Origin of the sequence: Leifsonia sp. AG29 (genome assembly GCF_009765225.1) — a bacterium.
GTDB lineage: Bacteria > Actinomycetota > Actinomycetes > Actinomycetales > Microbacteriaceae > Leifsonia.
This window is the reverse complement of sequence record NZ_VMSF01000001.1, coordinates 3,017,636-3,042,504: the sequence shown is the minus strand read 5'-3', so window position 1 is coordinate 3,042,504 and position 24,869 is coordinate 3,017,636. Positions and strand designations below refer to the sequence as shown.

25 protein-coding genes are annotated in these 24,869 nt (G+C 71.9%); 12 read left to right on the top strand and 13 right to left on the bottom strand.

Annotated elements, in window-relative coordinates; genetic code table 11:
* Positions 1–89 precede the first annotated feature (89 nt).
* On the top strand, positions 90–2,309 hold the full coding sequence (locus FPT20_RS14700) for a beta-galactosidase (protein WP_158866586.1): 2,220 nt from the start codon (positions 90–92) through the stop codon (positions 2,307–2,309).
* A complete protein-coding gene (locus FPT20_RS14695) occupies positions 2,306–4,150 on the top strand; it encodes a glycoside hydrolase family 3 protein (RefSeq protein ID WP_158866584.1) in 1,845 nt (614 codons plus the stop codon). The genes FPT20_RS14700 and FPT20_RS14695 overlap by 4 nt, the downstream gene beginning before the upstream one ends.
* 58 nt (positions 4,151–4,208) lie before the next feature.
* On the opposite strand, the gene purQ is transcribed toward FPT20_RS14695, so the two are convergent.
* The 6 genes from purQ to kynA are packed head-to-tail and all read right to left on the bottom strand — an operon-like array spanning position 4,209 to position 9,360.
* Positions 4,209–4,907 carry a phosphoribosylformylglycinamidine synthase subunit PurQ gene (gene purQ / locus FPT20_RS14690; protein WP_158866583.1) on the bottom strand — a complete coding sequence of 233 codons (699 nt, stop codon included), beginning with the start codon at positions 4,905–4,907 and terminating at the stop codon, positions 4,209–4,211.
* Positions 4,907–5,167 carry a phosphoribosylformylglycinamidine synthase subunit PurS gene (gene purS, locus FPT20_RS14685; RefSeq protein WP_199245833.1) on the bottom strand — a complete coding sequence of 87 codons (261 nt, stop codon included), beginning with the start codon at positions 5,165–5,167 and terminating at the stop codon, positions 4,907–4,909. Before purS ends, purQ begins: the two co-directional genes overlap by 1 nt.
* 42 nt (positions 5,168–5,209) lie before the next feature.
* Positions 5,210–6,115 carry a PaaX family transcriptional regulator gene (locus FPT20_RS14680; RefSeq protein WP_233265550.1) on the bottom strand — a complete coding sequence of 302 codons (906 nt, stop codon included), beginning with the start codon at positions 6,113–6,115 and terminating at the stop codon, positions 5,210–5,212.
* 19 nt (positions 6,116–6,134) lie between these two features.
* The gene (locus tag FPT20_RS14675; protein ID WP_158866580.1) at positions 6,135–7,406 is read right to left on the bottom strand and encodes a kynureninase; all 1,272 of its coding nucleotides are present in this window, start codon (positions 7,404–7,406) and stop codon (positions 6,135–6,137) included.
* Positions 7,403–8,503, bottom strand: a complete 1,101-nt coding sequence (locus FPT20_RS14670; RefSeq protein ID WP_158866577.1) for an amidohydrolase family protein — start codon at positions 8,501–8,503, stop codon at positions 7,403–7,405. Before FPT20_RS14670 ends, FPT20_RS14675 begins: the two co-directional genes overlap by 4 nt.
* Positions 8,500–9,360, bottom strand: coding sequence for a tryptophan 2,3-dioxygenase (gene kynA, locus FPT20_RS14665; protein WP_158866574.1), 861 nt, complete (start codon positions 9,358–9,360; stop codon positions 8,500–8,502). The genes FPT20_RS14670 and kynA overlap by 4 nt, the downstream gene beginning before the upstream one ends.
* Before the next feature lie 137 nt (positions 9,361–9,497).
* Between kynA and FPT20_RS14660 the strand changes: the two genes are divergently transcribed.
* The 5 genes from FPT20_RS14660 to FPT20_RS14640 all read left to right on the top strand — a co-directional run bounded on the left by FPT20_RS14660 (position 9,498) and on the right by FPT20_RS14640 (position 14,438).
* Positions 9,498–10,301: an HAD family hydrolase gene (locus FPT20_RS14660; protein ID WP_158866572.1), complete on the top strand. Its 804-nt coding sequence runs from the start codon at positions 9,498–9,500 to the stop codon at positions 10,299–10,301.
* An 11-nt stretch (positions 10,302–10,312) separates the two neighbouring features.
* Positions 10,313–11,461, top strand: coding sequence for an alcohol dehydrogenase catalytic domain-containing protein (locus FPT20_RS14655; RefSeq protein ID WP_233265549.1), 1,149 nt, complete (start codon positions 10,313–10,315; stop codon positions 11,459–11,461).
* A 9-nt stretch (positions 11,462–11,470) separates the two neighbouring features.
* Positions 11,471–12,073, top strand: a complete 603-nt coding sequence (locus FPT20_RS14650) for a uracil-DNA glycosylase (RefSeq protein ID WP_158866567.1) — start codon at positions 11,471–11,473, stop codon at positions 12,071–12,073.
* A 62-nt stretch (positions 12,074–12,135) separates the two neighbouring features.
* Positions 12,136–12,744, top strand: coding sequence for a PadR family transcriptional regulator (locus tag FPT20_RS14645; RefSeq protein WP_158866564.1), 609 nt, complete (start codon positions 12,136–12,138; stop codon positions 12,742–12,744).
* Entirely contained in the window at positions 12,729–14,438 is a 1,710-nt protein-coding gene (locus FPT20_RS14640) for a DHA2 family efflux MFS transporter permease subunit (protein ID WP_158866561.1), read from the top strand. Before FPT20_RS14645 ends, FPT20_RS14640 begins: the two co-directional genes overlap by 16 nt.
* Before the next feature lie 179 nt (positions 14,439–14,617).
* On the opposite strand, the gene FPT20_RS14635 is transcribed toward FPT20_RS14640, so the two are convergent.
* From FPT20_RS14635 to FPT20_RS14620, 4 genes are read right to left on the bottom strand one after another with little or no spacing between them, the layout of a single operon-like run.
* The gene (locus tag FPT20_RS14635; protein WP_158866558.1) at positions 14,618–15,292 is read right to left on the bottom strand and encodes an RraA family protein; all 675 of its coding nucleotides are present in this window, start codon (positions 15,290–15,292) and stop codon (positions 14,618–14,620) included.
* A 4-nt stretch (positions 15,293–15,296) separates the two neighbouring features.
* A complete protein-coding gene (locus FPT20_RS14630; protein WP_158866555.1) occupies positions 15,297–16,214 on the bottom strand; it encodes a phosphoribosylaminoimidazolesuccinocarboxamide synthase in 918 nt (305 codons plus the stop codon).
* Positions 16,215–16,243: 29 nt separating this feature from the next.
* Positions 16,244–16,561: an SHOCT domain-containing protein gene (locus FPT20_RS14625; RefSeq protein WP_233265548.1), complete on the bottom strand. Its 318-nt coding sequence runs from the start codon at positions 16,559–16,561 to the stop codon at positions 16,244–16,246.
* Positions 16,562–16,570: 9 nt separating this feature from the next.
* Positions 16,571–17,152, bottom strand: a complete 582-nt coding sequence (locus FPT20_RS14620) for a DUF6325 family protein (RefSeq protein ID WP_233265547.1) — start codon at positions 17,150–17,152, stop codon at positions 16,571–16,573.
* A gap of 158 nt (positions 17,153–17,310) precedes the next feature.
* On the opposite strand from FPT20_RS14620, the gene FPT20_RS14615 reads away from it, so the two are divergent.
* Positions 17,311–18,552 (top strand): FAD-binding protein, encoded by a 1,242-nt coding sequence (locus FPT20_RS14615; protein WP_158868239.1) that lies wholly within the window; start codon positions 17,311–17,313, stop codon positions 18,550–18,552.
* Positions 18,553–19,044: 492 nt separating this feature from the next.
* Here the strand turns inward: FPT20_RS14615 and purD are convergent, their stop codons facing one another.
* Positions 19,045–20,301, bottom strand: a complete 1,257-nt coding sequence (gene purD / locus FPT20_RS14610) for a phosphoribosylamine--glycine ligase (RefSeq protein WP_158866552.1) — start codon at positions 20,299–20,301, stop codon at positions 19,045–19,047.
* A 63-nt stretch (positions 20,302–20,364) separates the two neighbouring features.
* On the opposite strand from purD, the gene FPT20_RS14605 reads away from it, so the two are divergent.
* From FPT20_RS14605 to purF, 3 genes are read left to right on the top strand one after another with little or no spacing between them, the layout of a single operon-like run.
* Positions 20,365–20,721 (top strand): sterol carrier family protein, encoded by a 357-nt coding sequence (locus tag FPT20_RS14605; RefSeq protein ID WP_158866549.1) that lies wholly within the window; start codon positions 20,365–20,367, stop codon positions 20,719–20,721.
* A gap of 55 nt (positions 20,722–20,776) precedes the next feature.
* Entirely contained in the window at positions 20,777–21,160 is a 384-nt protein-coding gene (locus FPT20_RS14600) for a hypothetical protein (RefSeq protein WP_233265546.1), read from the top strand.
* Between the two features lie 33 nt (positions 21,161–21,193).
* Positions 21,194–22,765, top strand: coding sequence for an amidophosphoribosyltransferase (gene purF / locus FPT20_RS14595; protein WP_158866545.1), 1,572 nt, complete (start codon positions 21,194–21,196; stop codon positions 22,763–22,765).
* A gap of 11 nt (positions 22,766–22,776) precedes the next feature.
* On the opposite strand, the gene FPT20_RS14590 is transcribed toward purF, so the two are convergent.
* On the bottom strand, positions 22,777–23,244 hold the full coding sequence (locus FPT20_RS14590; protein ID WP_158866542.1) for an SRPBCC family protein: 468 nt from the start codon (positions 23,242–23,244) through the stop codon (positions 22,777–22,779).
* Positions 23,241–23,591: an ArsR/SmtB family transcription factor gene (locus FPT20_RS14585; protein ID WP_158866539.1), complete on the bottom strand. Its 351-nt coding sequence runs from the start codon at positions 23,589–23,591 to the stop codon at positions 23,241–23,243. The genes FPT20_RS14590 and FPT20_RS14585 overlap by 4 nt, the downstream gene beginning before the upstream one ends.
* Before the next feature lie 136 nt (positions 23,592–23,727).
* On the opposite strand from FPT20_RS14585, the gene purM reads away from it, so the two are divergent.
* Positions 23,728–24,852 (top strand): phosphoribosylformylglycinamidine cyclo-ligase, encoded by a 1,125-nt coding sequence (gene purM / locus FPT20_RS14580; protein WP_158866536.1) that lies wholly within the window; start codon positions 23,728–23,730, stop codon positions 24,850–24,852.
* The last annotated feature ends 17 nt before the right edge of the window (positions 24,853–24,869 follow it).

Genomic DNA, 24,869 nt, shown 5'->3' with positions numbered 1-24,869 from the left:
GTAACCGGTTTCAGTAACCGGTTACAGCACCATAAGACCATCGGCGCGCGGAGTGCAACCCCGCCCGGCCGAAGACCCGAGGAAGGCCGATGATGCCCATCCCCACGAGACTGCGCGACGGCGCGATCCTCATCGACGGCGAGCCGCGCGCCGTGCTCGCCGGCGAGATCCACTACTTCCGGCTCGATCGCGCCGACTGGTCCGACCGCATCCGTGCGGCTGCCGAGGCCGGCCTGAACGCCGTCGCCAGCTACATCCCCTGGATCTGGCACGAACTGCCGGACGGGACGATCGACGTCACCGGCGACACCCGCCCCGAGCGCGACCTCGGCGCCTTCGTCGACCTGTGCGCCGAGCACGGCCTGTGGTTCATCGCCCGGCCGGGCCCGTTCCAGATGGCGGAGCTCAAGAACGAGGGGCTGCCCTACCGTCTGCGCCGCGAGCACCCCGAGATCCACCCGGTCGGGTGGGATGGCAAGCCCGCCCCCACGCGTACCGTCGACTACCTGGCACCGGCCTACCTCGAGGAGGCTCGCCGCTGGTTCGAAGCGGTCCTCCCTCCCATCGCTGCCCGTCAGCGCGAGCACGGCGGCCCCGTGATCGCCGTGCAGCTGGACAACGAGGTCGGGATGCTCGACTGGGTGTCGAACACGCCCACGCTGACGGACGGAGCGCTCGAGGAGTTCGCCGAGTGGTCGGGCGGCCGTTTCGCCGGCGACATCCGTGGAGGGGCGGCCGGGGCCGACGACGAGCTGGCCCTGCATCACGAGCTGAGCCGTTTCACGCGGACCCGCTTCGCGCGCTACCTCCAGACCTTGGAGGCGTGGGCCCGCGAGGACGGGATCACCTCCCCGCTGCTGATCAACATCCACGGCACCGGCGGAGGCCGCGGGCTCACTTACCCGATCGGGGTGAGCCAGCTCGCGCCCGCCTACCGCGGGCGGCCGGGAGTGACCGGGGGCACCGACGTGTACCTCGGTGAGCTGACCGCCACCAACGTCGCCGACCTCTACCTGGTGAACGCCTTCACGGCGGCCGTCCACGACGAGGACCAGCCGCTGTCGGCGCTCGAGTTCGACGCCGGGAACGCCGACTACGGCGAGGATCTCGCCTTCTGGACCTCGCCCGAGGCGACCGTGCTCAAATCGCTCCTCGACCTCGCGCAGGGAGCGCGGATCGTGAACTACTACCTCTTCGCGGGAGGTCACAACCCCCGGCTGGAGGAGCGCGTCGGCGACGGAGACGAGCGGATCGCGTTCACCGGCGACCGCCACGGGTTCGCCGCGCCGATCGGCCCGGAGGGCGAGCGCAACGCCACCTTCGACGGTGTCGCCGAGTCGGCCGAGGTCGTGGCCGGGCACGCCGACCTGTTCGCCTCCGGACGCCAGCTCACCGACGACCTCGTCCTCGGCTTCGTCGCCGACCACTACCTCACCGAGTACACGCACCCGGAGGCCGAGGCCCGGGCGCGCCAGGTCCGCGACCGGGAGCGGTTCCGCGGGTTCGGCGCCCGGCAGACGCTGGCCCGGGCTCTGGTGCTCGGCGGGTGGAGCTTCCGGGCGCTGGATCTGCAGGCGGCCGCCGGCGACGATGAGGACTGGAGCGCCGGCGCGCCGGCCGGCGGGAGGTCCGGGCGGGATCGGGAGGCGATCGTGCTCGCCACCGGGCGCGAGCTCGGCCGAGGCGTCCAGCGGTTCCTCGCGGAGCACGTGCGCACCGGCGGACGCCTCGTTCTCGTCGGAGAGCTCCCGTCCGTCGAAGCGGACGGGTCGTCGTGCACGATCCTCGCCGAGGCCCTCGGCGTCTCCGACGCCGGCTCCGTCTCGGAATGGTCCGACGCGGAGGGGGAGTACCGGCCGAGCGTGCGCGCCGTCGGTCGCCTCGCGAAGCACGGCGAATACTCCGTGCGCGTCGGCGTTGCGCAGCTCTTCGCGGGCGCCGGCGAGCCGCTGCTGATCGAGGAGGGCACCGGGCTTCCCGCCGGCGTCCGGGTGGACCTGCCGGGCGGCGGCATCGCCGTGCTGATCGGCGCCGACTACCCGGTGCACCTCGGTCTCTGGAGGGACGTGCTCGCCGAGGCGCGCCTCCACCCCCGCCTCGAGCTCGGCGCCGACGGGCCCGGCGTGGTCGCCGTGCCGGTCGGCGGCGGCGCCGGTGCGGCCCTCGTCGCCATCAACGTCGCGCCGCACAGCGTCGCCGTCGCGCCGTCCTTCGACGGCGTGCCCCTCACCGACCAGCCGGTGGTGCTGCCCTCGCGCGGCCACCGGATCCTGACCATTCCCCGCAATCGAACGGAGAGCCCCGCATGAGCCCCGACCGCCTGACGTCCGCCGACGGCGTCCTGTTCCGCGACCTGAACCACAACGGCACGATGGAGCCCTTCGAGGACCCCCGGCTGTCGCCCGAGGAGCGCGTCGCCGACCTCCTCCCGCGGCTGAGCCTGGAGGAGAAGGTCGGCCTGATGTTCCAGACCGTGATCGAGGCCGGCCAGGACGGCACCCTCGTGGAGGCGAAGGGCAACATCTCGAAGTCGCCCACCTCCGCGGTGGTCGTCGGCAAGCGGATGAACCACTTCAACGTCCACCAGCTGCCGGATGCCCGGCTCTCCGCTCGCTGGAGCAACGCCCTCCAGAAGCTGGCGGAGCAGACGCCGCACAGCATCCCCGTCACCGTCTCGACCGACCCGCGGCACGCGTTCGTCGAGAACTCGGGCGTCTCGTTCCGCGCCGGACACCTGTCGCAGTGGCCCGAGCCGATCGGTCTCGGCGCGATCGGCGACGAGGAGGCGGTGCGCGAGTTCGCCGACATCGTGCGGCAGGAGTACACAGCGATCGGCATCCGCGCCGCCCTCCACCCGACCGTGGACCTGGCGACGGAGCCGCGCTGGGCGCGCCTCCCGGGCACGCTCGGCGCCGACCCGGAGCTCGTGAGCCGTCTGGCCGCGGCGTACCTCGACGGGCTCCAGGGCGACCGCGTCGACGCGACGTCGGTGGCATGCACGACCAAGCACTTCCCCGGCGGCGGCCCCCAGAAGGACGGGGAGGACGCCCACTTCCCCTACGGGCGGGAGCAGACCTACGAGGCCGGCCGGTTCGACGACCACCTGGAGCCGTTCCACGGCGCCATCGCGCGCAAGACGAGCGCTGTCATGCCCTACTACGGCATGCCGATCGGGCTCACGATCGACGGCGAGGAGATCGAGCCCGTCGGCTTCGGCTACAACAGGCAGATCGTCACCGGGCTCCTGCGCGAGCGACTCGGCTTCGAGGGCGTCGTCGTGACGGACTGGGAGCTCGTCAACGACAACCACGTCGGCGACCAGGTGCTCCCCGCGCGAGCGTGGGGAGTGGAGGAGCTGAACCCGGAGGAGCGCATGCTCCGGATCCTCGAGGCGGGCGCGGACCAGTTCGGCGGCGAGGAGTGCGTCGACCTCCTCCTCGGCCTCGTGCGCGACGGCCGCGTGACCGAGGACCGGATCGACGCCTCCGCACGGCGGTTGCTGCTGGTCAAGTTCCAGCTGGGGCTGTTCGACGACCCTTACGTCGACGAGGAGGCGGCGTTCGAGCTCGTCGGCAACGAGCGCTTCCGCGCGGCGGGGCACAAGGCGCAGGCCGAGTCCGTCACGCTGCTCACCGCCGACGAGGAGGCGCTGCCCCTCCGGCCCGACGCGCGCGTGCACGCGGTTGGCATGACGGTCGACGGCTCCGTCGACGACCCGGACGACGCCGACGTGGCGATCGTCCGCGTCAACGCGCCCTGGGAGCACCGCGACGACCTCTTCCTGGAGGCGTGGTTCCACCAGGGGTCGCTCGACTTCCCGCAGCACGAGGTCGACGCCATCCGTGCGCTCGCGTCCCGTGTGCCGGTCGTGCTCGTCGTCAACCTCGACCGCGCCGCCATCCTGACGCCGTTCATCGACATGCCGGGCGTCGCGGCGCTGGTCGGGGTGTTCGGCGCCAGCGACGAGGCCCTCCTCGACGCGCTCTCGGGCAGGATCCCTCCCCGGGGCCGTCTCCCCTTCGAGTTGCCGTCGTCGATGGAGGCGGTGCGCGAGCACGCGCCGGACCAGCCCGGAGGCTCGCGCGACGCGCTCTTCCCGATCGGTCACGGGCTTCCGCTGCCCGCGCCGAACGTGCTGTCCCGGGGTTAGCGATTGCTTCCCGTCCCCTCGCGCCATCCGTGAGGGGACGGGAGGAGCAGTCCGGTCGCTACGCCTCGACCAGTGCCGAGCGGATGACCGACGTGAAGAACGTGAGGCCGTCGGTGCCCGATCGCATCGCGGCCCGGGTGTCCGGCCCGAAGCCGGGCTCGACCGCGTGCTCCGGGTGAGGCATGAGCCCGACCACGTTGCCGCGCTCGTTGCGGACGCCCGCGATGTCGTTCAGAGACCCGTTGGGGTTGACGCCCTCGTACCGGAAGACGACGAGGCCCTCGCCCTCGAGACGGTCGAGCTCGTCGGCGGAGGCGATGAAGCCTCCCTCGCCGTTCTTGAGCGGGATGACGATCTCCTGGCCCCGCTCGAAGCCGCTCGTCCAGGGGGTGGACGTGTTCTCGACGACGAGGTGCTGGTCGCGGCGGATGAAGTTCCCGTGGTCGTTGCGGATGAGTCCGCCCGCCACGAGGTGTGCTTCGGCGAGCATCTGGAAGCCGTTGCAGATGCCGAGCACGGGCATGCCCTTTCCGGCGGCGTCGACCACCTCGGTCATGATCGGCGAGAGGGAGGCGATGGCGCCGCAGCGCAGATAGTCGCCGTAACTGAAGCCGCCCGGGAGGACCAGAGCATCGACGCCCTGGAGGTCGTGCTCGCCGTGCCAGAGGGCGACCGGCTCCGCGCCCGCCAGCCGGACCGCGCGGAGAGCGTCGCGGTCGTCCAGCGAGCCGGGGAAGGTGATGACTCCGATGCGCATCAGGCGTCGCCCTCGGCCGGGTAGTGGATACCGACCACGTCTTCGATGACCGAGTTGGAGAGGATGTCGGCGGCGATCTCCTCGACGGCTGCGCGGGTGTCGGCGTCGATCGGGCCGTCGACCGTCAGCTCGAAGCGCTTGCCGACGCGGACGCCGGTGACCAGTCCTCGGCCGGTGCGCGCGAGAGCGCCCGCGACCGCCTTGCCCTGCGGGTCGAGCAGTTCGGCCTTGGGCATGACTTCGACAACGATCGTGGGCACGGTCTTCTCCGCTCGTTCGGCGCTCGGGGGTCGCCGCCGATTCTACCGTGTGCGGGTGGGTGCCCGTCCGGCCGCGGCGATCGCCGGGCGGTCGGATTCGGAAATCGCCGGGCGGTCGGATTCGGAAACGGTCGCCACACGCCGGGCATGGGCGACGGCTCGCTCCTCCAGGGTGCCTCGCAGCCGGGCGAAGAGTGCTGCGGAGGCGCCTCCCGGCCACCCCGGCGGCAGGGCGTCGTCCGGCAGCCCGGGGTCGCGATAGGGGATCACCCGCCACTCGTCGAGGGCCCGTATCCAGAGCGCGAAGGCGTCGGCGTCGTCCGCCGGGGACGGGGTGCCGGCGAACCTGTCGAGGAACGCGTCGTGCTTCGCGCGGATGGTTTCGAGGTCGTACCAGCGCGCGAGGCCGGCCGCGAGGTCGCCGCGAGCCGTGGCGTCGGCGAACAGGACGGTCGGGCCGGTCCCGGCGTCGGCCCCGAAGCCGGCGATGAGCTCCGCGAGCTCCGCCTCCAGAGAGGAGGGACCGATCCAGAGCCCGTCGGCGACCGCACCGCAGCCGAGGGCGGCGAGCCTCCTGCGCAGCTGGTGCCGGAGCGAGCGCTGGTGCTCCGGGAACGAGAACGACACGAGGCACCAGGTGGCCGCCGGCACCCGCGGTCCGAAGATGCGCGCGTCGCCCCGCTCGAGCATCGGCAACGCCGCAGCGTCGATCGCATACCCGGCCGTCGCGCCGCGGGGGCTCCGCTCGAGCACCCCTCGGGAGACCAGCCGCGCGAGGCTCGAGCGCGCGGTGGCGGGAGGCACTCCCAGCGACCCCATCAGTTCGACGGCGCCGGCGGTGCTCATCCATCCCCCCACCGGGCGCAGCACGCTCCCGACGAGGGTCCTGAGCAGGGCGGTCGCACTGCCGGTGCCCGCCTCCAGGTCCTCGCGGGTCGCCGTTGTCACCGCGGTCCTCACCGCCGGCTCACTCGAGGGTCAGCTCGCCGAGGGCGTCGCGCACGGCCGCCATCCCGATGCAGACCTCCTCGAAGGACGTGCTGAGCGGCGACAGCCCCACCCGGAGCCCGTCGGGGTCGCGGTAGTCGGGGATGACGTCGCGCTGCCAGAGCAGGCTTGTCACCTCGCGCATCGCGGGGTGGCTGAGGGTGACGTGGCCGCCGCGCCGGTCGGCGTCGCGGGGGCTCGCGACCGAGACGCCGAGCGGCGTCAGCCATTCGTCCGAGAGGGCGATTGCGAACTCGGTGAGCGCAACCGACTTGGCGCGCACGGCGTCGATGCCGCACTCCTCGATCATGGCGATCGTGTCCTGCATGGCGAGCATGCCGACGATGGGAGGCGTTCCGCTGAGGAACCGGCGCACCCCCTCCGCGGGCTCGTACTCGGGGCCCATGCGGAAGACGTCGCGCACCCCCATCCAGCCCTGGATCGGCTGCGCCAGCCGTCCGATGAGCTCGCTCGAGACGTAACCGAACGCCGGCGAGCCGGGGCCGCCGTTCAGGTACTTGTAGGTGCAGCCCACCGCGAGGTCGACGTCCCAGGCGTCGAGCTCGGTCGGAACCGAGCCGGCCGAGTGGCACAGGTCCCACAGCACGAGGGCGCCGGCGTCGTGGACGATCCGGGTGATCGCCGGAACGTCGGCGAGGAAGCCCGAGCGGTAGGCGACATGACTGAGCACCACGAGCGCTGTCCGCGGGCTGACCGCCGCCGCGACCTGCTCCGGGGTCACCCCGGCCTCCGTGTCGGCCTCGATCCAGACGAGCCGGAGCCCGCGTTCGCGGGCGATTCCGTCGAGCAGATACCGGTCGGTGGGGAAGTTGTCGGTGTCGAGCACGATCTCGCTGCGCTCCGGCAGGAAGTCGACCGCTGCGCGGGAGAGCTTGTAGAGCAGGACCGTCGTCGAGTCGCCGATGAAGGTCTGACCGGGTGCCGCTCCGAGGGCGGCGCGGCCGAGCCGGTCGCCGATCGTGAAGGGCAGCTCCATCCACTCCTCGTCCCAGCCGCGGATGAGACGGTCCCCCCACCCCTCGACCAGGAAGCGCTGGATCCGGTCCACGCTCGCCCGGGTAGGCCGCCCGAGCGAGTTGCCGTCGAAGTAGACGACGCCCGCGCTGTCGTCGTCGATCCCGGCGAAGCGCGTGCGGAACGGCGCCAGCGGGTCGGAGGCGTCGAGCGCGCGGGCGGCGCTCAGGGGGTCGGGCTCGAGCAGCGGGGAGGGTGCTTCGTCGAAGTCGGTCATCGTCGTCCTCTGTCGGGGGTCGGGTCGGCGGGGGCGCCGCCGGTGGCGTGGAGGGAGGCCGCCAGTGCGGCGACCGTGAGGCCGCGGGCCTGGGCGAGCCAGGCGGCCCGGGCCGCAGCACCGGTGGGAGGGGCGCCCGGAACCCAAGCGAGACGCGGACCGATCACCGGTGCGTCGTCGCCCCGGGTGCGGCGGCCGCCGGCGATGGCGTGCACCAGGGCGTCCGCGTCGAGGCCGATGCGGGCCAGGTCGCCCAGTTCGCGTCCGTTCACGCCGACCGGGAGGTCGCCGTTGCCGAGATCCGTGCCGTACACCGCTCGGCCGCCCGCGGCGACGAACCGCGCGAGGTTCTCGGAGGCGATGCGGTGATGCGCGTTCGGCGCGCCCCAGCCGTGGATGTCGAGCGTCGTGACCCAGGTCATGCCGCGCCGGACGGCCTCGGCGATGAGCCCGTCGGGGACGCTCTCGGTGAAGGGAGTGTGCGCGAGCTGGTCGGCTCCGGCGCGGATCGCGCGCTCGGTCTGGCCGTCGCCCTCCACATGGACGGTCACGGGAACGCCGTGGGCGTGCGATTCGGCGACGATGCTGTGGAGAACGCGGTCGTCCACCGTTTCGCCGGCGACCGTGTTGAGCGTGACCTTGGTGCGGGAGGCTCCCAGAGTGATGTTCTCCCGCACCGCGCGTCGCGCCTCCCGCTCGCCGCCCGCCTCGATGAAGGCGCCCGCGGGAGCCCAGCCGGAACGCGCGGGGTAGCCGCCGGGGCAGGTCAGCAGGGGGCCGGCGATCTCGATGGAGGGGCGGCTGCGGTCGTCAGCGAGCCAGGCCGCGGCGACGGCCGGGATCCAGCCCAGATCGATGGCGTGCGTGATCCCGCCGCGGAACAGCGCCGCCGGGTCCGTCAGCCCGAGGTGCGTGTGGTGGTCGGCGAGGCGCGCGAAGACGGTGCCTTCGAGACGGCGGTGTAGCGAACGCGGAGGCGCGATGTCGACCGGGTGGAGGCGCTCCCCGTCGGCACGGAAGGTGACCGGGCCGACGAATCGGCGCCCGGTCCACACCGCGTCCACGGTCACGTGGAGGGGCTGCGCGGACTCCGTCATGACGGGGCGCCGATCTCGGTGCGCACCGCGAAGAGCTCGGGGAAGAACGTGAGGTCGAGGGCCTTCTGCAGGAACGCGGCGCCGGTCGACCCCCCGGTCCCGGTCTTCATGCCGATCGTGCGCTGCACCGTCTTGAGGTGGCGGAACCTCCACAACTGGAAGTTGTCCTCCAGGTCGACGAACTCCTCGCAGGCCTCGTACTCGGACCAGTGCTCGGAGGCGTTCTCGTAGATCTCGCGGAAGACGGGGACGAGTTCCGGAGTCATCACGTGGGCCTGCGTGACGTCGCGGTCGAGGACGCCCCGCGGAACGTCGAAGCCGGCCCTCGCCAGGTAACGCAGGAACTCGTCGTAGATGCTCGGCGCCTCCAGCAGCTCCGACAGCCGGCCCTGCGCCTCGGCGTCGTCGGCGAAGACGCTGAGCATGCGCGCGTTCTTGTTGCCCAGAACGAACTCCACGGCCCGGTACTGGAAGGACTGGAAGCCGGAGGAGTTGCCGAGGAAGCCGCGGAACTCGGCGTACTCGGTGGGAGTGAGCGTCGCGAGCACCGACCACTGCTCCGTCAGGGTGCGCTGGATGTGCTTGACGCGTGCGATGCGCTTGAGCGCGGGAGGGAGCCGATCGGCGCGGAGGAGGTCTCGCGCCGACTCGAGCTCGTGGAGGACCAGCTTCAGCCAGAGCTCCGTGGTCTGGTGCTGGATGATGAACAGCAGCTCGTCGTGGTGCTCCGGAACGCTGACCGGGTGCTGAGCGCTCAGGAGCGTGTCGAGGTCGAGATAGGAGCCGTACGACATCCGCTGCCGGAAGTCGGTCACGATGCCGGGATCGAGCTCCCGGGTATTGTCGCCCGCGGTCATGCTGCAATTCTGCGCCGATCGTCACGATAGTGCAACAGCGTGGGCCCGTTCACCTCCCGGTTACCCGGCGTTGCGCCTCCGGTCGTTCCGCGAGCCTAGGCTGGCGGCCGTCAGCAGCCGGCAAGAAAGGCACCGCGATGACCCCCGACGGCCTCATTACGAGCGAGTTCGACGACGCCGCGATCATCGACCCGGTGGCGCGCCGGCGGGATGACGAGTGGCACGACGGGGAGGACGAACCCGACGATGACGATCTCGTCGACCTCGAACTCGTCGTGTTCGACCTCATCGGCGCACTCGTCGCCGACGACGGCCTGACTGAACGCGCCTTCGCCGTCGCGGCGGCGACCGCCGGCCTCGGGCGGGATGCGACCGAGCGGCACCGAGCGACGGCCTACTTCCGCTCCGCGTCGGGCCAATCGACGCTGTCGGTCTTCCGTGCGCTCGCCGGTGATGAGGACCAGGCGCAGCACGCCAACGCCGTCTTCGAATCCAGCTACGCCGACCTCGCGGCCACCGAGGGTCTCCGCCCGCTGGCGGGTGCCGAGGAGCTCGTCGAGAGGCTGCAGGACATCGGAGTGCGCGTCGCCATCGCGACCGGCTTCTCGCGGGCGACGCTCGATGCGGTCCTCGACGCTCTCGACTGGCGCGACCTCGCCGACGTCACGCTCACGCCGGCCGAGGCCGGACGCGGCCGTCCCTATCCGGATCTCGCCCTGGCGGCGCTCCTCCGCACCGGCGCGTCGAGTGTCGAATCGATGGTCGTGGTGGGCAGCACGACGAGCGATGTCGCCTCCGGCGCAGCCGCGGGCGCGGGGCTCGTCGTGGGCGTCCTCGGCGGAGCGCACGACGAGCGGGCGCTGCTCGCCGCCGGGGCCGACGCCGTCATCTCGAGCGTCGCGGAACTGCCGGAGCTGCTCGGCCAGCCGGTCATCCGGTGACGATCCGGGCGGTGACGCCCCGCGTCGTGGAGCCGCCGGCGCAGCTGGGCATGGGGGTCAGCGTCTATCCGTCGGCCACCGCGATGGTCTGGCCGGGCGAGCGGCACGCGCACGAGGCGGTCGCCGTCCCCGGAGTGCGCCTCGCGCCCGGCGATGCGCTGATGGAGGTGGAACTCGCCACCGTCTGCGACTCCGACATCGAGATGGTCCAGGGCCATCGCCCGGCGCCGACACCGCTGGTCCTGGGTCACGAGCAGATCGGCCGCGTCGTCGCCCTCGGCCGCGGGGGCGCCAAGACCACCGACGGGCACCGGCTGGCGCTCGGGCAGCGCGTCGTCTGGTCGGCTGCGGTGCCGTGCGGCCGGTGCGCCCGGTGCCGCCGGGGGCTCTCGCAGAAGTGCCTCAGCCTCCAGAAGTACGGACACGAGCGGATGCGCCGCGGATGGGAGCTGTCGGGCGGGTTCGCCACGCACACCCACGTCCTCGCCGGGACGCCGATCGTCCCGGTCCCCGAGGGCGTCCCGGCCGAGATCCTGGCCCCCGCCTCCTGCTCGACCGCGACCGTGGTCGCAGCCCTCGAGGCGGCCGAAGCGATCGTGCCGCTCGAGGGAGCGCTCGTCCTGGTCGCCGGTGCTGGCATGTCCGGGCTCACGGCGGCCGCGCTCGCGAGCGACGCCGGTGCACGCGTGGTCGTCGCCGACGAAGCGCCGGAGCGCCGCGAGGCCGCGCTGGCCTTCGGTGCGGCGGGAGCAGCCGACCCGGGCGCCTCCCCGGAGACCAAGACCGGGCTCGCGCACGTCCTGGCGAAGGTGGGAGGCAAGGCGTCGGCGCCGACCATCGCCCTCGAGCTCAGCGGCAGCGCGGGCGGAGCGCGGTCGCTCATCGGCGCCCTCGATGCGGGCGGCGTCCTCGTGGTTGTCGGCTCGCTCTCGCCGGGGCCGGAGCTCGCGGTGGCTCCCGAGCAGCTCGTCAACCGCCTCCTCACCATCCGCGGCGTCCACAACTACACGCCGCGCCACCTCGAGCGGGCCGTGCGGTTCCTCGTCGAGAACGCCGATCGCTTCCCGTTCGCCGAGCAGGTCGGGACCGTCTTCCCGCTCGCCGAAGTCGATGCCGCGCTCGCCGCAACCGGGTATCCCCGTGTCGGTGTCCGGCCGTAGCGTGGGGGCATGCTCGACCGCTTCTTCGACCTGATCCGCGAGGTCCCCGCGCCCGCCGACGCGGAGCTGCTGTACGGGTTCGACGAGGAGGGGCGCAGACGCGAGCGCAACCTCCGACGCTACCTCTCCCTCCCTCACGCGCCGGTCCTGTTCCTGGGGGAGGCGCCGGGCTGGCGCGGCATGACCGTGACCGGCGTCCCGTTCACCTCCGTCCGCGAGGCGGAGGCCGGGGTGGTCCCGGGTCTCGAACTGCCCGGGCAGCCGCAGGCGCCCTGGGAGGCGTCGAGTCGCGTCTTCTGGGCGACCATGGCGCAGTGGTCGGGCCCCCTCCCCATCAGCTGGCCCGTCTATCCGCATCACCCGTTCGAAGCGGGCCGGCCGCTCACGAACCGGACTCCCCGGGTCTCGGAGGTGCGCGCCGGCGCCCCCGTGGCGCGCGAACTCGTGGCTGCGCTCGGCATCGAGACGATCGTCGCCGTCGGTCGCAAGGCCCAGGGGGCGTTGGCCGAAGCGGGGATCGATGCGCCCGCGATCCGGCACCCGGCGCAGGGAGGCGCGCGTCAGTTCACGGAGCAGCTCCTCGCCCTGAACCGAGCGGTGGTTTCCTCTTGACATCCGCGACTTCCGCGCCGTATATTCCTTACGGAATAATCAGCAAGGAACATCTTCATCGCATGCCCGACTCCCGCATCCTCACGCCCCTGGCGGTCGCAGCGCTCGCGCTGCTCGCCGAGGGTCCGTCGCACCCGTACGAGATGTACCAGACCCTGGTGCAGCGGGCGGAGGATCGGATCGTCAAGGTCCGGCCGGGCTCGCTCTACCACACGGTCGATCGGCTCGCGTCGGCCGGCCTGGTGCGCGCCACCGGCACCGAGCGCGAGGGCAACCGGCCCGAGCGCACCACGTACGAGATCACGGAGGCCGGCTCCCTGGCCCTCGCCGAGCGGGTCGCCGAGATCATCGGGACACCGGTCAACGAGTACCCCGAGTTCCCCCTGGGGCTCGGCGAGTCGCACAACCTCCCGCTCGAGACCGTCGTCGCGCTTCTCCAGAAGCGCGTTTCGCTCATCCGAGCTGACATCGCCGTGCTCGACCACGCCATCGAGACCGTCCGGAGGAAGGGCATCCCGGACAAGTACTGGCTCGACGTGCGCTACATGCGCGCCCTGGAGGCGGCCGACGCCGCCGTCCTCGAAGACCTGATCTCCGACCTCGAGACGGGCTCCGTCTCGTGGTCCGACGTCCTCCACGAAAGAAGAACACCCGCATGGAACGCGAACTGAAGCCGTGGCCCGCCCTCTGGGCGCTCGTCATCGGGTTCTTCATGATCCTCATCGACACGACCATCGTGTCGGTCGCCAACCCCTCCATCATGAAGGGGCTCGGCCTCGGGACCGACTACACCGCGGTCATCTGGGTCACGAGCGCCTACCTCCTCGCCTACGCGGTGCCGCTCCTCATCACGGGGCGCCTCGGCGACCGCTTCGGCCCGAAGAACATCTACCTCATCGGCCTGGTCATCTTCACGGGCGCCTCGGCCTGGTGCGGCTTCGCCGGCCACATCGGCATCCTCATCGCGGCCCGCGTGGTGCAGGGCCTCGGCGCCGCCCTGATGACGCCGCAGACCATGGCCGTCATCACCCGCATCTTCCCGCCCGACCGCCGCGGCGCGGCCATGGGCCTCTGGGGCGCCGTGGCCGGTGTCGCGACCCTCATCGGGCCGCTTCTCGGCGGCATCCTGGTCGACACCCTCGGCTGGGAGTGGATCTTCTTCATCAACGTCCCCGTGGGCATCGTGGCCTTCATCCTCGCCATGCGGCTGGTCCCGAAGCTGCCGACGCACTCGCACGACTTCGACATCCTCGGCGTCATCCTCTCGGCGGTCGGCATGTTCCTCCTCGTCTTCGGCATCCAGGAGGGGGACACCTACGACTGGGGCGTCATCTGGGGCCCGATCACCGTCTGGGGACTCATCATCTCGGGCATCGTCGTCCTGGCGGCTTTCGTGGTGTGGCAGGCCTTCAACAAGAAGGAGCCGCTCCTCCCGCTGCCGCTGTTCCGCGACCGCAACTTCTCCCTCTCGAACGGCGCGATCACCACCGTCGGCTTCGCGGTGACCTGCATGGCGCTGCCGCTCATCTTCTACTTCCAGACCGTCCGTGGCCTCACCCCGACCCAGTCGGCCCTCATGCTCGCGCCGACCGCGGTGTTCTCGGGCGTCCTCGCCCCGTTCGTCGGCCGTCTCATCGACCGCGTCAACCCGCGCAACATCGCCACCCCGGCGCTTGTGCTGTACTCCTTCGCGCTGTTCCTCTACTCGCGCATGCTGTCGCCGGATGTCAACATCTGGCTGCTGCTCATCCCGAGCGCCCTCATCGGCATCGCGATGGCCGGCGTCTGGGGCCCGATCTCGACGACGGCGACCCGCAACCTCCCCATGAACCAGGCCGGTGCCGGGTCGGGCGTCTACAACACGACCCGTCAGATCGGCGCCGTCTTCGGCAGCGCCTCCATCGCCGTGCTCATCCAGAGCCGTCTGGCCGCCGACCTGCCCAAGGCTCCCGGGGGTGCAGCCCCGAGCGAAGCGACGGGAGGGACCGAGCTGCCCCAGTTCCTGCACGCCGGCTTCACGCAGGCCATGTCGGAGGCGCTGCTCCTGCCCGCCGCGGTCGCCCTCCTCGGTGCGCTGATCGTCGTGTGGTGGGCGAAGCCGAAGCCGCCGGCGTGGGGCCCAGGCGCTGCAGCCGCCACCCGGCCAGAAGGCGCGGAAGCCGTTCCCGTGGGTGCGCCGGCCGCTGCTGGCGATGCCGCTGCCGCGGGGGCGACGGTGGACGCCGCGCACGGCTCGCACGCTGCAGACGCCCCGACCGACGCCGTCCCGCACGGCTCGCACGCCGCCGACGCTCCCCCGGTGACCGACCTCGGTCCGGGCGACGACCGCCCGCACGGCCTGCACGCGGCGCCCGCCGTCGACTGACGGCCGCTCCCCGATCCGCCTGACCTTCCGAGCCCGAGCAAGACAGAAGGGAGGAGTTCTGCCAGCCTCACCGCTGCAAACTCCTCCCTTCCCCGCTCATCGGCCGTGTCCGGCCCGAATCTCCTCCGTAATCCAGCACGCGGCGATGCGGGGCGACCTGCGGATCAGCGTTCCGTCTCTCAGGTTTCGATGGCTCCGCCGGTCTCGGCGAGGTAGCGCCGCAGCGTCAGTGACGGGTCATCGGCTTGGAGGCGCCGGTAGCGCGCGAAGTCGAGTTGCTGTCGCAGCGATCTGCCTGCGCGCATGCGCTCGGACTGAGCCCCCTCGACCTCCTGAATGTGGAGCGCAGCGGGGTAGAGCTCTTCGCGGCGAGCCGCCGGAAAGATGAGCACGCCGTCGTCGTCCGCCACGACCCAGTCGGTCTCACCGACGGCCACGCCGTCAAGGAAGGCGCTGCGCATCGCCCGACCCGCGGGAGGCACTCTCCGCGGCCCGAACGGGTAGGCGCCCCGGCTGAACAGCGGCAGGCCGATCTCGCGCAGTTGCGCGGAGTCACGATGCCGCCCCCAGACCACGACGCCCGATATCCCGGCCTCTCGCGCCTCCAGGAGCATCAGGTCGCCGACGCACGCCTCGTCGTCGCGGCCGCCGTTGTCGATGACCAGCACCGCACCGGGAGGCGCGTCGTCGATCGTCTCGAGCAGGACGTCGACACTGCCCAGGTGCGTCACCGGGGCCGCCGGACCAGCGAACGGACGACCCGGCAGAAGGGGGAGGAGATCGACGGGCGCCACGCCGACCGGGACGCCGAGGCGGACGGCGGCGTCGGCGATGGCGGCGGTGGCGGGGATCATGGGTTCAGTCCTCCCGCGAGTCGGAGCCGGTGAGCCGGTCGAGCAGCTCCCGGTAGCGGTCGGCGGTGCGTTCGACGATCTCGGCGGGCAGCGCGGGCGGCTCCCCGGTCTTGTCCCAGTTGGCGGCGAGCCAGTCGCGGACGATCTGCTTGTCGAAGCTCGCCATCCGCTCTTCGGGGGTGCGCCCCTCCCGGTACGCCTCGGCGTCCCAGTAACGGCTGGAGTCGCTCGTCAGCACCTCGTCGGCGAGGGTGATCTCGCCCGTGACGCGGTCGGCGCCGAACTCGAACTTGGTGTCGGCGATGATGACGCCGCGCGCCTCCGCGATCTCGGCCCCGCGGCGATAGACGTGCAACGCCAGGCGCCGAAGCTCGTCGGCGATGTCCGGGCCGACGAGCTCCACGGTCCGCTCGAAGCTGATGTTCTCGTCGTGCTGGCCGAGCGGCGCCTTCCACGCGGGCGTGTAGATCGGCTCGGGGAGGCGGTCGCCGTTGCCGAGACCGGTCGGCAGGGGGATCCCGCAGACGCTTCCGGATTCCCGGTACTCGGCCCAGCCGCTGCCGGTGAGGTACCCGCGCACGACGGCCTCGATCGGGAACATGTCGAGCGGCTTCACGAGCATCGACCGGCCCGCGACCTCGGCGGGGATGCGCTCCACGACCCGCTCCCCGTCGAGCACGTGGTCGGGGACGAGGTGGTTCGGCACGTCGTCGAGCTGGTCGAACCACCACAGGCTGAGTGTCGTCAGCAACTCGCCCTTGCCCGGGATGCCCGGCTCGAGAACGTGGTCGAACGCGCTGACCCGGTCGCTCGCCACCACGAGCACCGCGTCGGCGTCGTCGAGCCCCGAAGCGCCCGTGGGGACGTAGAGGTCGCGGACCTTGCCCGAGTAGACGTGCGACCAGTCTGGGAGTTCGCTCACCCGTCCATCGTACGGTGGCCGGCCGCGCGCTACGCGAGCAGCTTCGCCTTCGCTGAGGAGAACTCCTCGTCCGACAGGATGCCCTGGCTGTGCAGCGTGGCGAGCTGCTGCAGCTGCGTCGTCAGGTCGTCACCGCCTCCCGCTGACGCCGGGGGAGCCTCCTGGGCGGGAGCCTGCTGGGCGGCCTGCTCGGCCGCGGCCTGCTGCTGCTGGTCGTACTTGTCCTGAGCGCGCTGCGCCTGCCGGCGCTGGACGTTGCCCGAGACCGCTGTCGCCGTCCCCGCGACGACCGCGGTGCGCGCGGCCATCCCGACGAGGCCCGGGCGGCCCATCCTCCTGAGCGGCATATCGCCCTCCTACTTCTGCTCGGCCGGGGCGCTGGGCGCCGGGGCCGTCTTGTCACTGGCCGCCGCGGACTCGGGCGCGGCTCCCGTCCGGTCCCCGGCCGCCTCGGCGTCGCCTCCGGCGTCCTCGGCGCCGCCCTCGGACTCCTCCAGGACCTCTTCGAGCTCGTCGGCCAGCGCCTCCGCGGCGATCGCGTTGACGACCGGGGCCGGGATGCGCTCCGAGTGGAGGACGACGCCTCCCGACTCGAAGAAGCGCGCGGCGAGCTCCTTGGCCCACAGGTGTTCGAACACGAAGATCGCTCCGGTGCTGCCCGGCTCGAGCAGCTGAGCCATCTGGTCGACGTCCTCGTCGCCGGCGAGCCCGCTCGCCTCGAGCGTGACATCGACCATGCCGATCTCGTCCCCGATCTGGTCGAGCTCGATGACATCGACCGTCCCGTCCTCGTGCCGCTCGACGAACAGCAGGTCGAGGAGGCGCAGCGTTCCGCTGTCGATCAGATCGATGATGGACTGCACCACCCCCGGAGACGGTCTGTCCGTGTCGAACTGAGCGACCATGAACTCCGCCGGACCATATTCGAATTCGGCCACGACTGGCCCCTTCCCCTCGTCCCTACCCCCGACAGCGCCGACCATACCTCCGCCTCCCTCGCCGCGGCCACCCCCCTCCTGCGCGGACCGCGTGCGCACGTTCACATCCATAGACTGAGGCGGTGGCCGCACGGCCGCGAGTGCGAGGAAGGACCGCGATGGGCGAGCTGAACTGGGCAGGCAACCACGAGTACCGGGCGGCGCGGATCGTCCGGCCCGAGAGCGTCGACGAGCTGCGCGAGCTGGTCGTCGGTGCGCGCGCGGTCCGTGCCCTGGGGTCGCGCCACTCGTTCAACGACCTCGCCGACACCTCCGACCTGCTCGTCAGCACGGCAGGTCTCCCCGCCTCGATCAGCATCGACGAGGAGGCGCGGGCGGTGACGGTCAGCGGCGGCGTGCGCTACGGCGATCTCGCCCGGGAGCTGCAGGCGGCGGGCTGGGCGCTTCACAACCTCGCGTCCCTCCCGCACATCTCGGTCGCCGGCGCGATCGCGACAGCCACCCACGGCTCGGGCGACCGCAACGGCAACCTGGCGACCGCCGTCCGCGGGCTGCGGATCCTGACCGCATCGGGAGAGATCGTCGAGCTGCGCCGAGGAGACGAGGGGTTCGACGGGGCGGTCGTCTCCCTGGGGGCGCTCGGCGTGGTCATCGACGTCACGCTCGACATCCGTCCCAGCTTCGACGCGCGGCAGCGGCTGTTCGAGAAGCTGCCCTGGGAGGCGGTCACCGGCCGATTCGACGAGGTCACCTCCGCGGCGTACAGCGTCAGCCTCTTCACCACGTGGGAGGAGGACACCGTCGCGCTCGCCTGGCTCAAGGAGCTCGACGGCGGCTCGCCGATCGGCGACGACTTCCTCGGCGCCCGCGCGCTGACGGAGGCGCGGCACATGATCCCGACGATGGACGTGCGCAACACGACCCAGCAGCTCGGCGTGGTCGGCCCGTGGAGCGAGCGTCTTGCGCACTTCCGGTTCGAGTTCACGCCGTCGAACGGGGCCGAGATCCAGTCGGAGTACCTCGTGCCGCGCCCACGGGCGGTGGAGGCGATCGAGGCGGTGCGCGCCCTGGCGCACGTCGTCGCGCCGCTGCTGCAGATCTCCGAGATCCGCACGGTCGCCGCGGACGAACTGTGGCTCTCGAGTGCCTACGGAACCGACGCCGTGGGGCTGCACTTCACGTGGGTGCGGGACCAGGCCGGTGTGGAGGCGGTGCTGCCCGCCCTCGAGGAGGCGCTCCTCCCGCTCGGTGCGCGCCCGCACTGGGGCAAGCTCTACCTGGATCGCGACGGCTTGGTGCCCGCGCTCTACCCGCGCCTCGGTGATTTCCGTGCGCTGACCGAGCGCTTCGACCCCGAGCAGCGCTTCCGGAACGCGTTCCTGGCGCGCCTGCTCGGCTGACGCCTCGCGCTCCCGCGCGGGCGGGCGGGCGTCACGCGCTTCGCGCTTCGCGCTTCGCTGCATTCGTGCCGAATGTGCCCGGGCAGCGCCGGGCCGGCGCGCCGCGCCTTCGAGATTCGTGCTGAATGTGGGTCACGGGCGCCCTCTGTGCCACATTCGTGCCGAATCTCTGAGGGCGCACTCTGAGCGCGGGGCAGGGGAGGCGCGCTCCCCACATTCGTGCTGAATGTCGCCGAAGCGGGCTGGCTCGGGCACATTCGTGCCGAATGTGGCCCGCCCGAGGTGTGGGCGCCGCCGAGATTCGTGCCGAATGTCGGCGACGGGCGCCGTGGGAGCGAGATTCGTGCCGAATGTCGGCGACGGGCGCCGTGGGAGCGAGATTCGTGCCGAATGTGGGTGACGGGCGCCGTGGGAGCGAGATTCGTGCCGAATGTGGTGGGCACGGGACACGCAGCACCCGGAAACGCGGCAACCGCCCACCCCACCGTCCCCTCAGGACACGCGCGCCGCGATGTCGGTGCGGTACTGCCCGCCTTCGAGGTGGATGCGCCCGATCGCGTCGTACGCGCGCTCGCGCGCCTCGGCGAACGTCGTGCCCCGGGCGACGACGCTGAGCACGCGGCCGCCGGTCGCGAGCAGTGCGCCCGTGCTCTCATCGCGTGCCGTCGCCGCGTGTGCGATGGTGACCTCGGGCACGGCCGCGGCCTCCTCCAGGCCGGTGAGCGGACGACCGGTCTGCGGCGCCTCCGGGTACCCCTCGCTCGCGAGCACCACGGTCACCGCCGTATCGAGTGCGAACTCGGGCCGCGGAAGGCCGCCGAGGCCGCCGGTCGCTGCGGCGAACATCAGCTGCGACAGCGGAGTGACGAGCCGCGGCAGCACGACCTGCGTCTCGGGGTCGCCGAACCGGGCGTTGAACTCGATGACGCGGATCCCGCGGTCGGTCACGATGAGCCCGCAGTAGAGGAGCCCGATGAAGGGGGTCTGCTCGGCGGCGAGGGTGCGCACGGTCGGCAGCGCGATCTTCTCGATGACCTCGTCGACGAAGGTCTCCGGCAGCCAGGGGAGCGGCGAGTAGGCGCCCATCCCTCCCGTGTTGGGGCCCGCGTCGCCGTCGAGGAGGCGCTTGTAGTCCTGGGCGGGGCTGAGCGGCAGGACGTCGTGGCCGTCGCTCAGGAGGAAGAGGGAGACCTCCTGCCCGTCGAGGAACTCCTCCACGAGTACTCCGCCGCGCTGCAGCCAGTGCTCGGAGTGCTCGATCGCCGCCGCGCGGTCCGCGGTCACGAGGACGCCCTTGCCGGCCGCGAGCCCGTCCGCCTTGACCACGTACGGTGCGCCGAACGCGTCGAGCGCGGCCTCGGCCTCGGCGAGGGTCTCGGCACGCACGGCGCGCCCGGTCGGGACGCCGGCGGCCTCCATGATCCGCTTGGCGAACGCCTTCGACCCCTCCAGCTGTGCGGCCGCCCGGCCGGGGCCGAAGACGGGGATGCCGCGCGTGCGAAGCGGGTCGGCCACTCCGGCGACGAGCGGCGCCTCGGGGCCGATGACGACCAGGTCGACGCCGTTCTCGATCGCGTACTCGGCGACCGCGACACCGTCGAGCGGGTCGAGGTCCGGCTCGACCGCCACGTCCTGGGCGATGCCCGCGTTGCCGGGAGCCGCGACGATGTCGTGACCCGCCTCCTCGCTGAGCAGCGACGTGATGATGGCGTGCTCGCGCGCGCCCGAGCCGAGGACCAGAATCTTCACGCCCCCATGCTAGAGGGAGGCGCGGGCGCTGGCCGTCCCGGTCGCCGGTGGGAGGATGGCCCCATGGCCAGAGCGAAGATCCCCGACGAGACCGGTGGGCCCGCCGTCCGCGCCGCTCTCGGCGGAGACGTCCCGCGCGAGACGCGTGCGACCGCGGTGCGCTACCTGCTCCAGCTCCTCGCCGAGCGGGCGCCCGGCAACACCGTGGAGGTGCGGGTCCCGCCGTTCGGCGCGGTGCAGTGCATCCCCGGTCCCCGTCACACCCGCGGGACGCCGCCGAACGTCATCGAGACGGACGCCGACACGTTCCTCGCCCTCGCGTCGGGCTCCGTCGGCTGGGAGGAGGGCGTCGCCACCGGGCGGGTGCACGCCTCCGGTCAGCGGGCCTCGCTCGAGGGCCTCCTCCCGCTGCGCTACTAGCGGTCGCTGAGACCCGGTGGGGGAGCCCCCAGCCTCGGTGAGCGACAATGGAGGCATGACCGACGACCAGCCCGAACCCGCCGCCACCGAGACGGAGGAGCGGACCGAGGTGAGCGTGCGGCGCTCGCCGCGGTACTTCCGGTTCATGGTGACCGGTGCGGTCGTCTTCGCGGTCGTGGCGCTCATCCTCACGTTCGCGTTCCCGTCGAACCCCACCTACGACCGGGGCACCGTCTTCGGTTTCCTGCTGGCGGTCTGCGCGGTCATCGGCGTCGTCGTCGGTGCCGTGGTGGCGCTCCTCCTCGACCGCATGACCGCCCGGAGGGCGCGCCGCGTCGAGGCGGATAGAATCGATGTGCGCACCCCCGAGGCCGAGCCTGCCGAGCAGGCCGAGGTCGAGAAGCCGGAGCCCGGCGCCCGCACCGACATCGAGAGCTGAACATCCCGACATCCCGAGGAAAGGGGTCCCGCTGTGGCCGGAGGCGACGGTCTTCTCAGTCACGAACTGCTGCCCGGCGAGAAGGGCCCGCAGGATGCCTGCGGCGTCTTCGGCGTCTGGGCACCCGGTGAGGAGGTCGCGAAGCTCAGCTACTTCGGCCTCTACGCCCTGCAGCACCGCGGGCAGGAGTCGGCGGGCATCGCGACGAGCGACGGCAGCAAGATCCTCATCTACAAAGACATGGGGCTCGTGTCCCAGGTCTTCAACGAGAACGCGCTCAACTCCCTCCCGGGCCACATCGCCGTCGGCCACACGCGCTACTCGACGACCGGCGCCTCCAGCTGGCAGAACGCGCAGCCGACGCTGGGGAGCACGTCCAGCGGCACCGTCGCCCTCGGGCACAACGGCAACCTGACCAACACCGCCGAGCTGATGCAACTCGTCCACGAGCGCTACCCGCAGCACGATGGCGAGCTGTCGCGCGGCAACACGACCGACACCGCCGTGGTCACGGCGCTCCTCACGGGCGACCTCGACCACACGCTCGAGGCGACCGCGGTGGAGGTGCTCCCGCGTCTCCGCGGCGCCTTCTGCCTCGTGTTCATGGACGAGCACACCCTGTACGCCGCGCGCGACCCGCAGGGCGTCCGCCCGCTCGTGCTCGGCCGGCTGGAGCGCGGCTGGGTCGTCGCCTCCGAGACCGCGGCGCTCGACATCGTCGGCGCGAGCTTCGTGCGCGAGGTCGAGCCCGGCGAGCTGATCGCCATCGATGAGAACGGGCTGCGCAGCCGCCGTTTCGCCGAGGAGAAGCGGGCGGGCTGCGTCTTCGAGTACGTCTACCTCGCCCGCCCGGACACGACCATCGCGGGCCGCGGCGTCTACGAGGCCCGCGTCGAGATGGGGCGTCAGCTGGCGCGCGAGCACGAGGTCGAGGCCGACCTCGTCATCCCGACGCCCGAGTCGGGAACGCCGGCGGCGATCGGCTACGCCCAGGCGTCGGGCATCCCGTTCGGGCAGGGACTCGTCAAGAACTCCTACGTCGGCCGGACGTTCATCCAGCCGTCGCAGACCATCCGCCAGCGCGGCATCAAGCTCAAGCTGAACCCGCTGAAGGAGGTCATCAAGGGCAAGCGCCTCGTCGTCGTCGACGACTCGATCGTCCGCGGAAACACGCAGCGCGCCCTGGTGTCCATGCTGCGGGAGGCGGGGGCCGCCGAGGTGCACGTCCGGATCTCGAGCCCGCCCATCACGTGGCCCTGCTTCTACGGCATCGACTTCGCGTCGCGCGCCGAGCTCATCGCCACCGGCCTCGGGGTCGAGGAGGTGCGCCAGTCGATCGGCGCGGACAGCCTCGGCTACCTCTCGGAGGACGGCATGATCGCCGCCACCGAGCAGCCGCGCGAGCGCCTCTGCACCGCGTGCTTCACCGGCAAGTACCCGATCGAGCTCCCCGACGCCCACCACCTGGGCAAGAATCTGCTCGAGCGACCGGCCGTCGCGCCCACGGACGACGGCTCGGACGCGACGTCCGACGGCTGCGAGCCCGGGCCGGACAGCGAGCTGGAGCCGCTGCTCAGCTTCGGCGACCCGGGCCGGCAGGAGTAGGACCGGCGGCGTCAGCGTGCCAGGAGCTCGTCGAGCTTCTCGTAGCCTTCGCGGACGCCGTATTCCATGCCGGACGCGATCATGCCCTCCAGCGCCTCCACGGAGGTGAACACGGAGTGGCCGGCGAGCCGGGAGCGGCCCTCGGGAAGCGCCTCGAACCGGCGGTCAAGGCTGACCTCACCCGGTGCGCCGAGGTACTCGAAGGTCTGGATGATCAGTTCGTTCTCGATCACGGTGTGGAAGACGCCGCGGAACGCGTAGACACCCTCCTTGTCGCGCTGCTCGAACGCGTAGCCGCCTCCGCTCCGGAAGTCCCACTGCGTGACGGTCGTCTCGAGCCCGCGTGGACCGATCCAGGTCGCATAGAGCTCGGGGTCCGCGTGGGCGCGGAACACGGCCTCGACCGGTGCCTCGAACTCGCGGGTGATGTCGGCGTACGGGGTGCCCGGTCGGGCGTCGATGATGACGGGGTTGCTCATGATTCCTTCTCCTTGCTCCGGTGCTGCTCGACGTGCTCGTCGGCGAGCAGCGAGTCGAGGCGCCGGTACCGCGATTCCGCTTCCAGCCGGTAGCGGTCGATCCACGCGGTCAGGCGCTCGAGGGCGGCCGGGTCTAGGTGGACCGGGCGGCGCTGCGCCTCCCGGGTCCGGATGACGAGGCCCGCCGCCTCCAGCACGCTGATGTGCTTGGAGACGGCCTGGGGGGTGATGTCGAACGGCTCCGCGAGCTCGCCCAGGGTCGACGGGCCCCGGCTGAGCCGCGCGACGATGGCCCGTCGCACGGGATCGGCCAGGGCCGCGAACGCCCGGTCCAGCGCGTCTTCCATTTGTTCAACCACGCCCTTTATCAACCTAGTGGTTTAGTAACCGTAGCGCCGACCTTTCGCCGGGTCAACACCCGGCCCGCTCGGGCCGACCGTCGGGGACGCGACCCGGCCGAGAGCCCACCGGTACGATTGTCCGGTGACCGACAGCAGCGCATCCTCGTCCTCCTCGTACGCCGCCGCCGGCGTCGACACCGCCGCGGGCGACCGGGCCGTCGAGCTGATGAAGGCCGCCGTCTCGCGCACACAGGGCCGGGAGGTGCTCGGCGGCGTCGGCGGGTTCGCCGGGTTGTTCGACGTGTCCGCCCTCAAAGATTTCCGCCGCCCGCTGCTCGCCACCTCGACCGACGGGGTCGGCACCAAGGTGGCGATCGCTCAGGCGCTCGACAAGCACGACACCATCGGTCAGGATCTCGTCGGCATGGTCGTCGACGACATCGTCGTGGTCGGCGCTCGCCCGCTGTTCATGACCGACTACATCGCCTGCGGCAAGGTCGTCCCCGAGCGCATCGCGGCGATCGTGGCGGGAATCGCGCGTGCCTGCGAGGCGACCGGCACGGCGCTCGTCGGGGGCGAGACCGCGGAGCACCCCGGTCTGCTCGGCGCGGACGACTACGACGTGGCCGGCGCGGCTGTCGGAGCGGTCGAGGCCGACCGGGTCCTCGGTGCCGAGCGCGTGCAGGACGGCGACGTCGTCCTGGCGATGGCCTCCTCCGGCCTCCACTCGAACGGCTTCTCGCTGGTCCGCCACATCCTCGCTCAGCGCGCCATCGGATTCACCGACCGCTCGGAGGAGTTCGGCGGCGTCGTCGGGGAGGCGCTGCTCGAGCCCACGCGCCTCTACACCGCCCCGCTCCTCCGTGTGCTCGGCGACGACCGCTTCGACGGTGCCGTCCACTCGCTCAGCCACGTGACCGGCGGCGGCATCGCGGCCAACCTCGCGCGAGTCCTGCCGGTCGGCTCGTGGGTGGAGGTGGACCGATCGACCTGGTCGCCGTCGCCCGTGTTCCGCGTTCTGAGCGACCTCGCCGGCAGCAGCCTGGAGTCGAGCGAAGGCACTTGGAACCTCGGCATCGGCATGTTCGCCGTGGTGGCCCCCGAGCACGCAGACGCCATCGCGGCGGCCGTCACGGCCGATGGGATCCCGACCTGGCGGGCGGGCGCGGTCTCGACGACGGCCCGTGACCTCACCGGGTTCGAGCAGGGCGCCAAGGGAGTCGATGGAGGCGCGGTGCGCCTCGTCGGTTCTTACGCCGCAGCCTGACGCATCGCCGTCGCGTC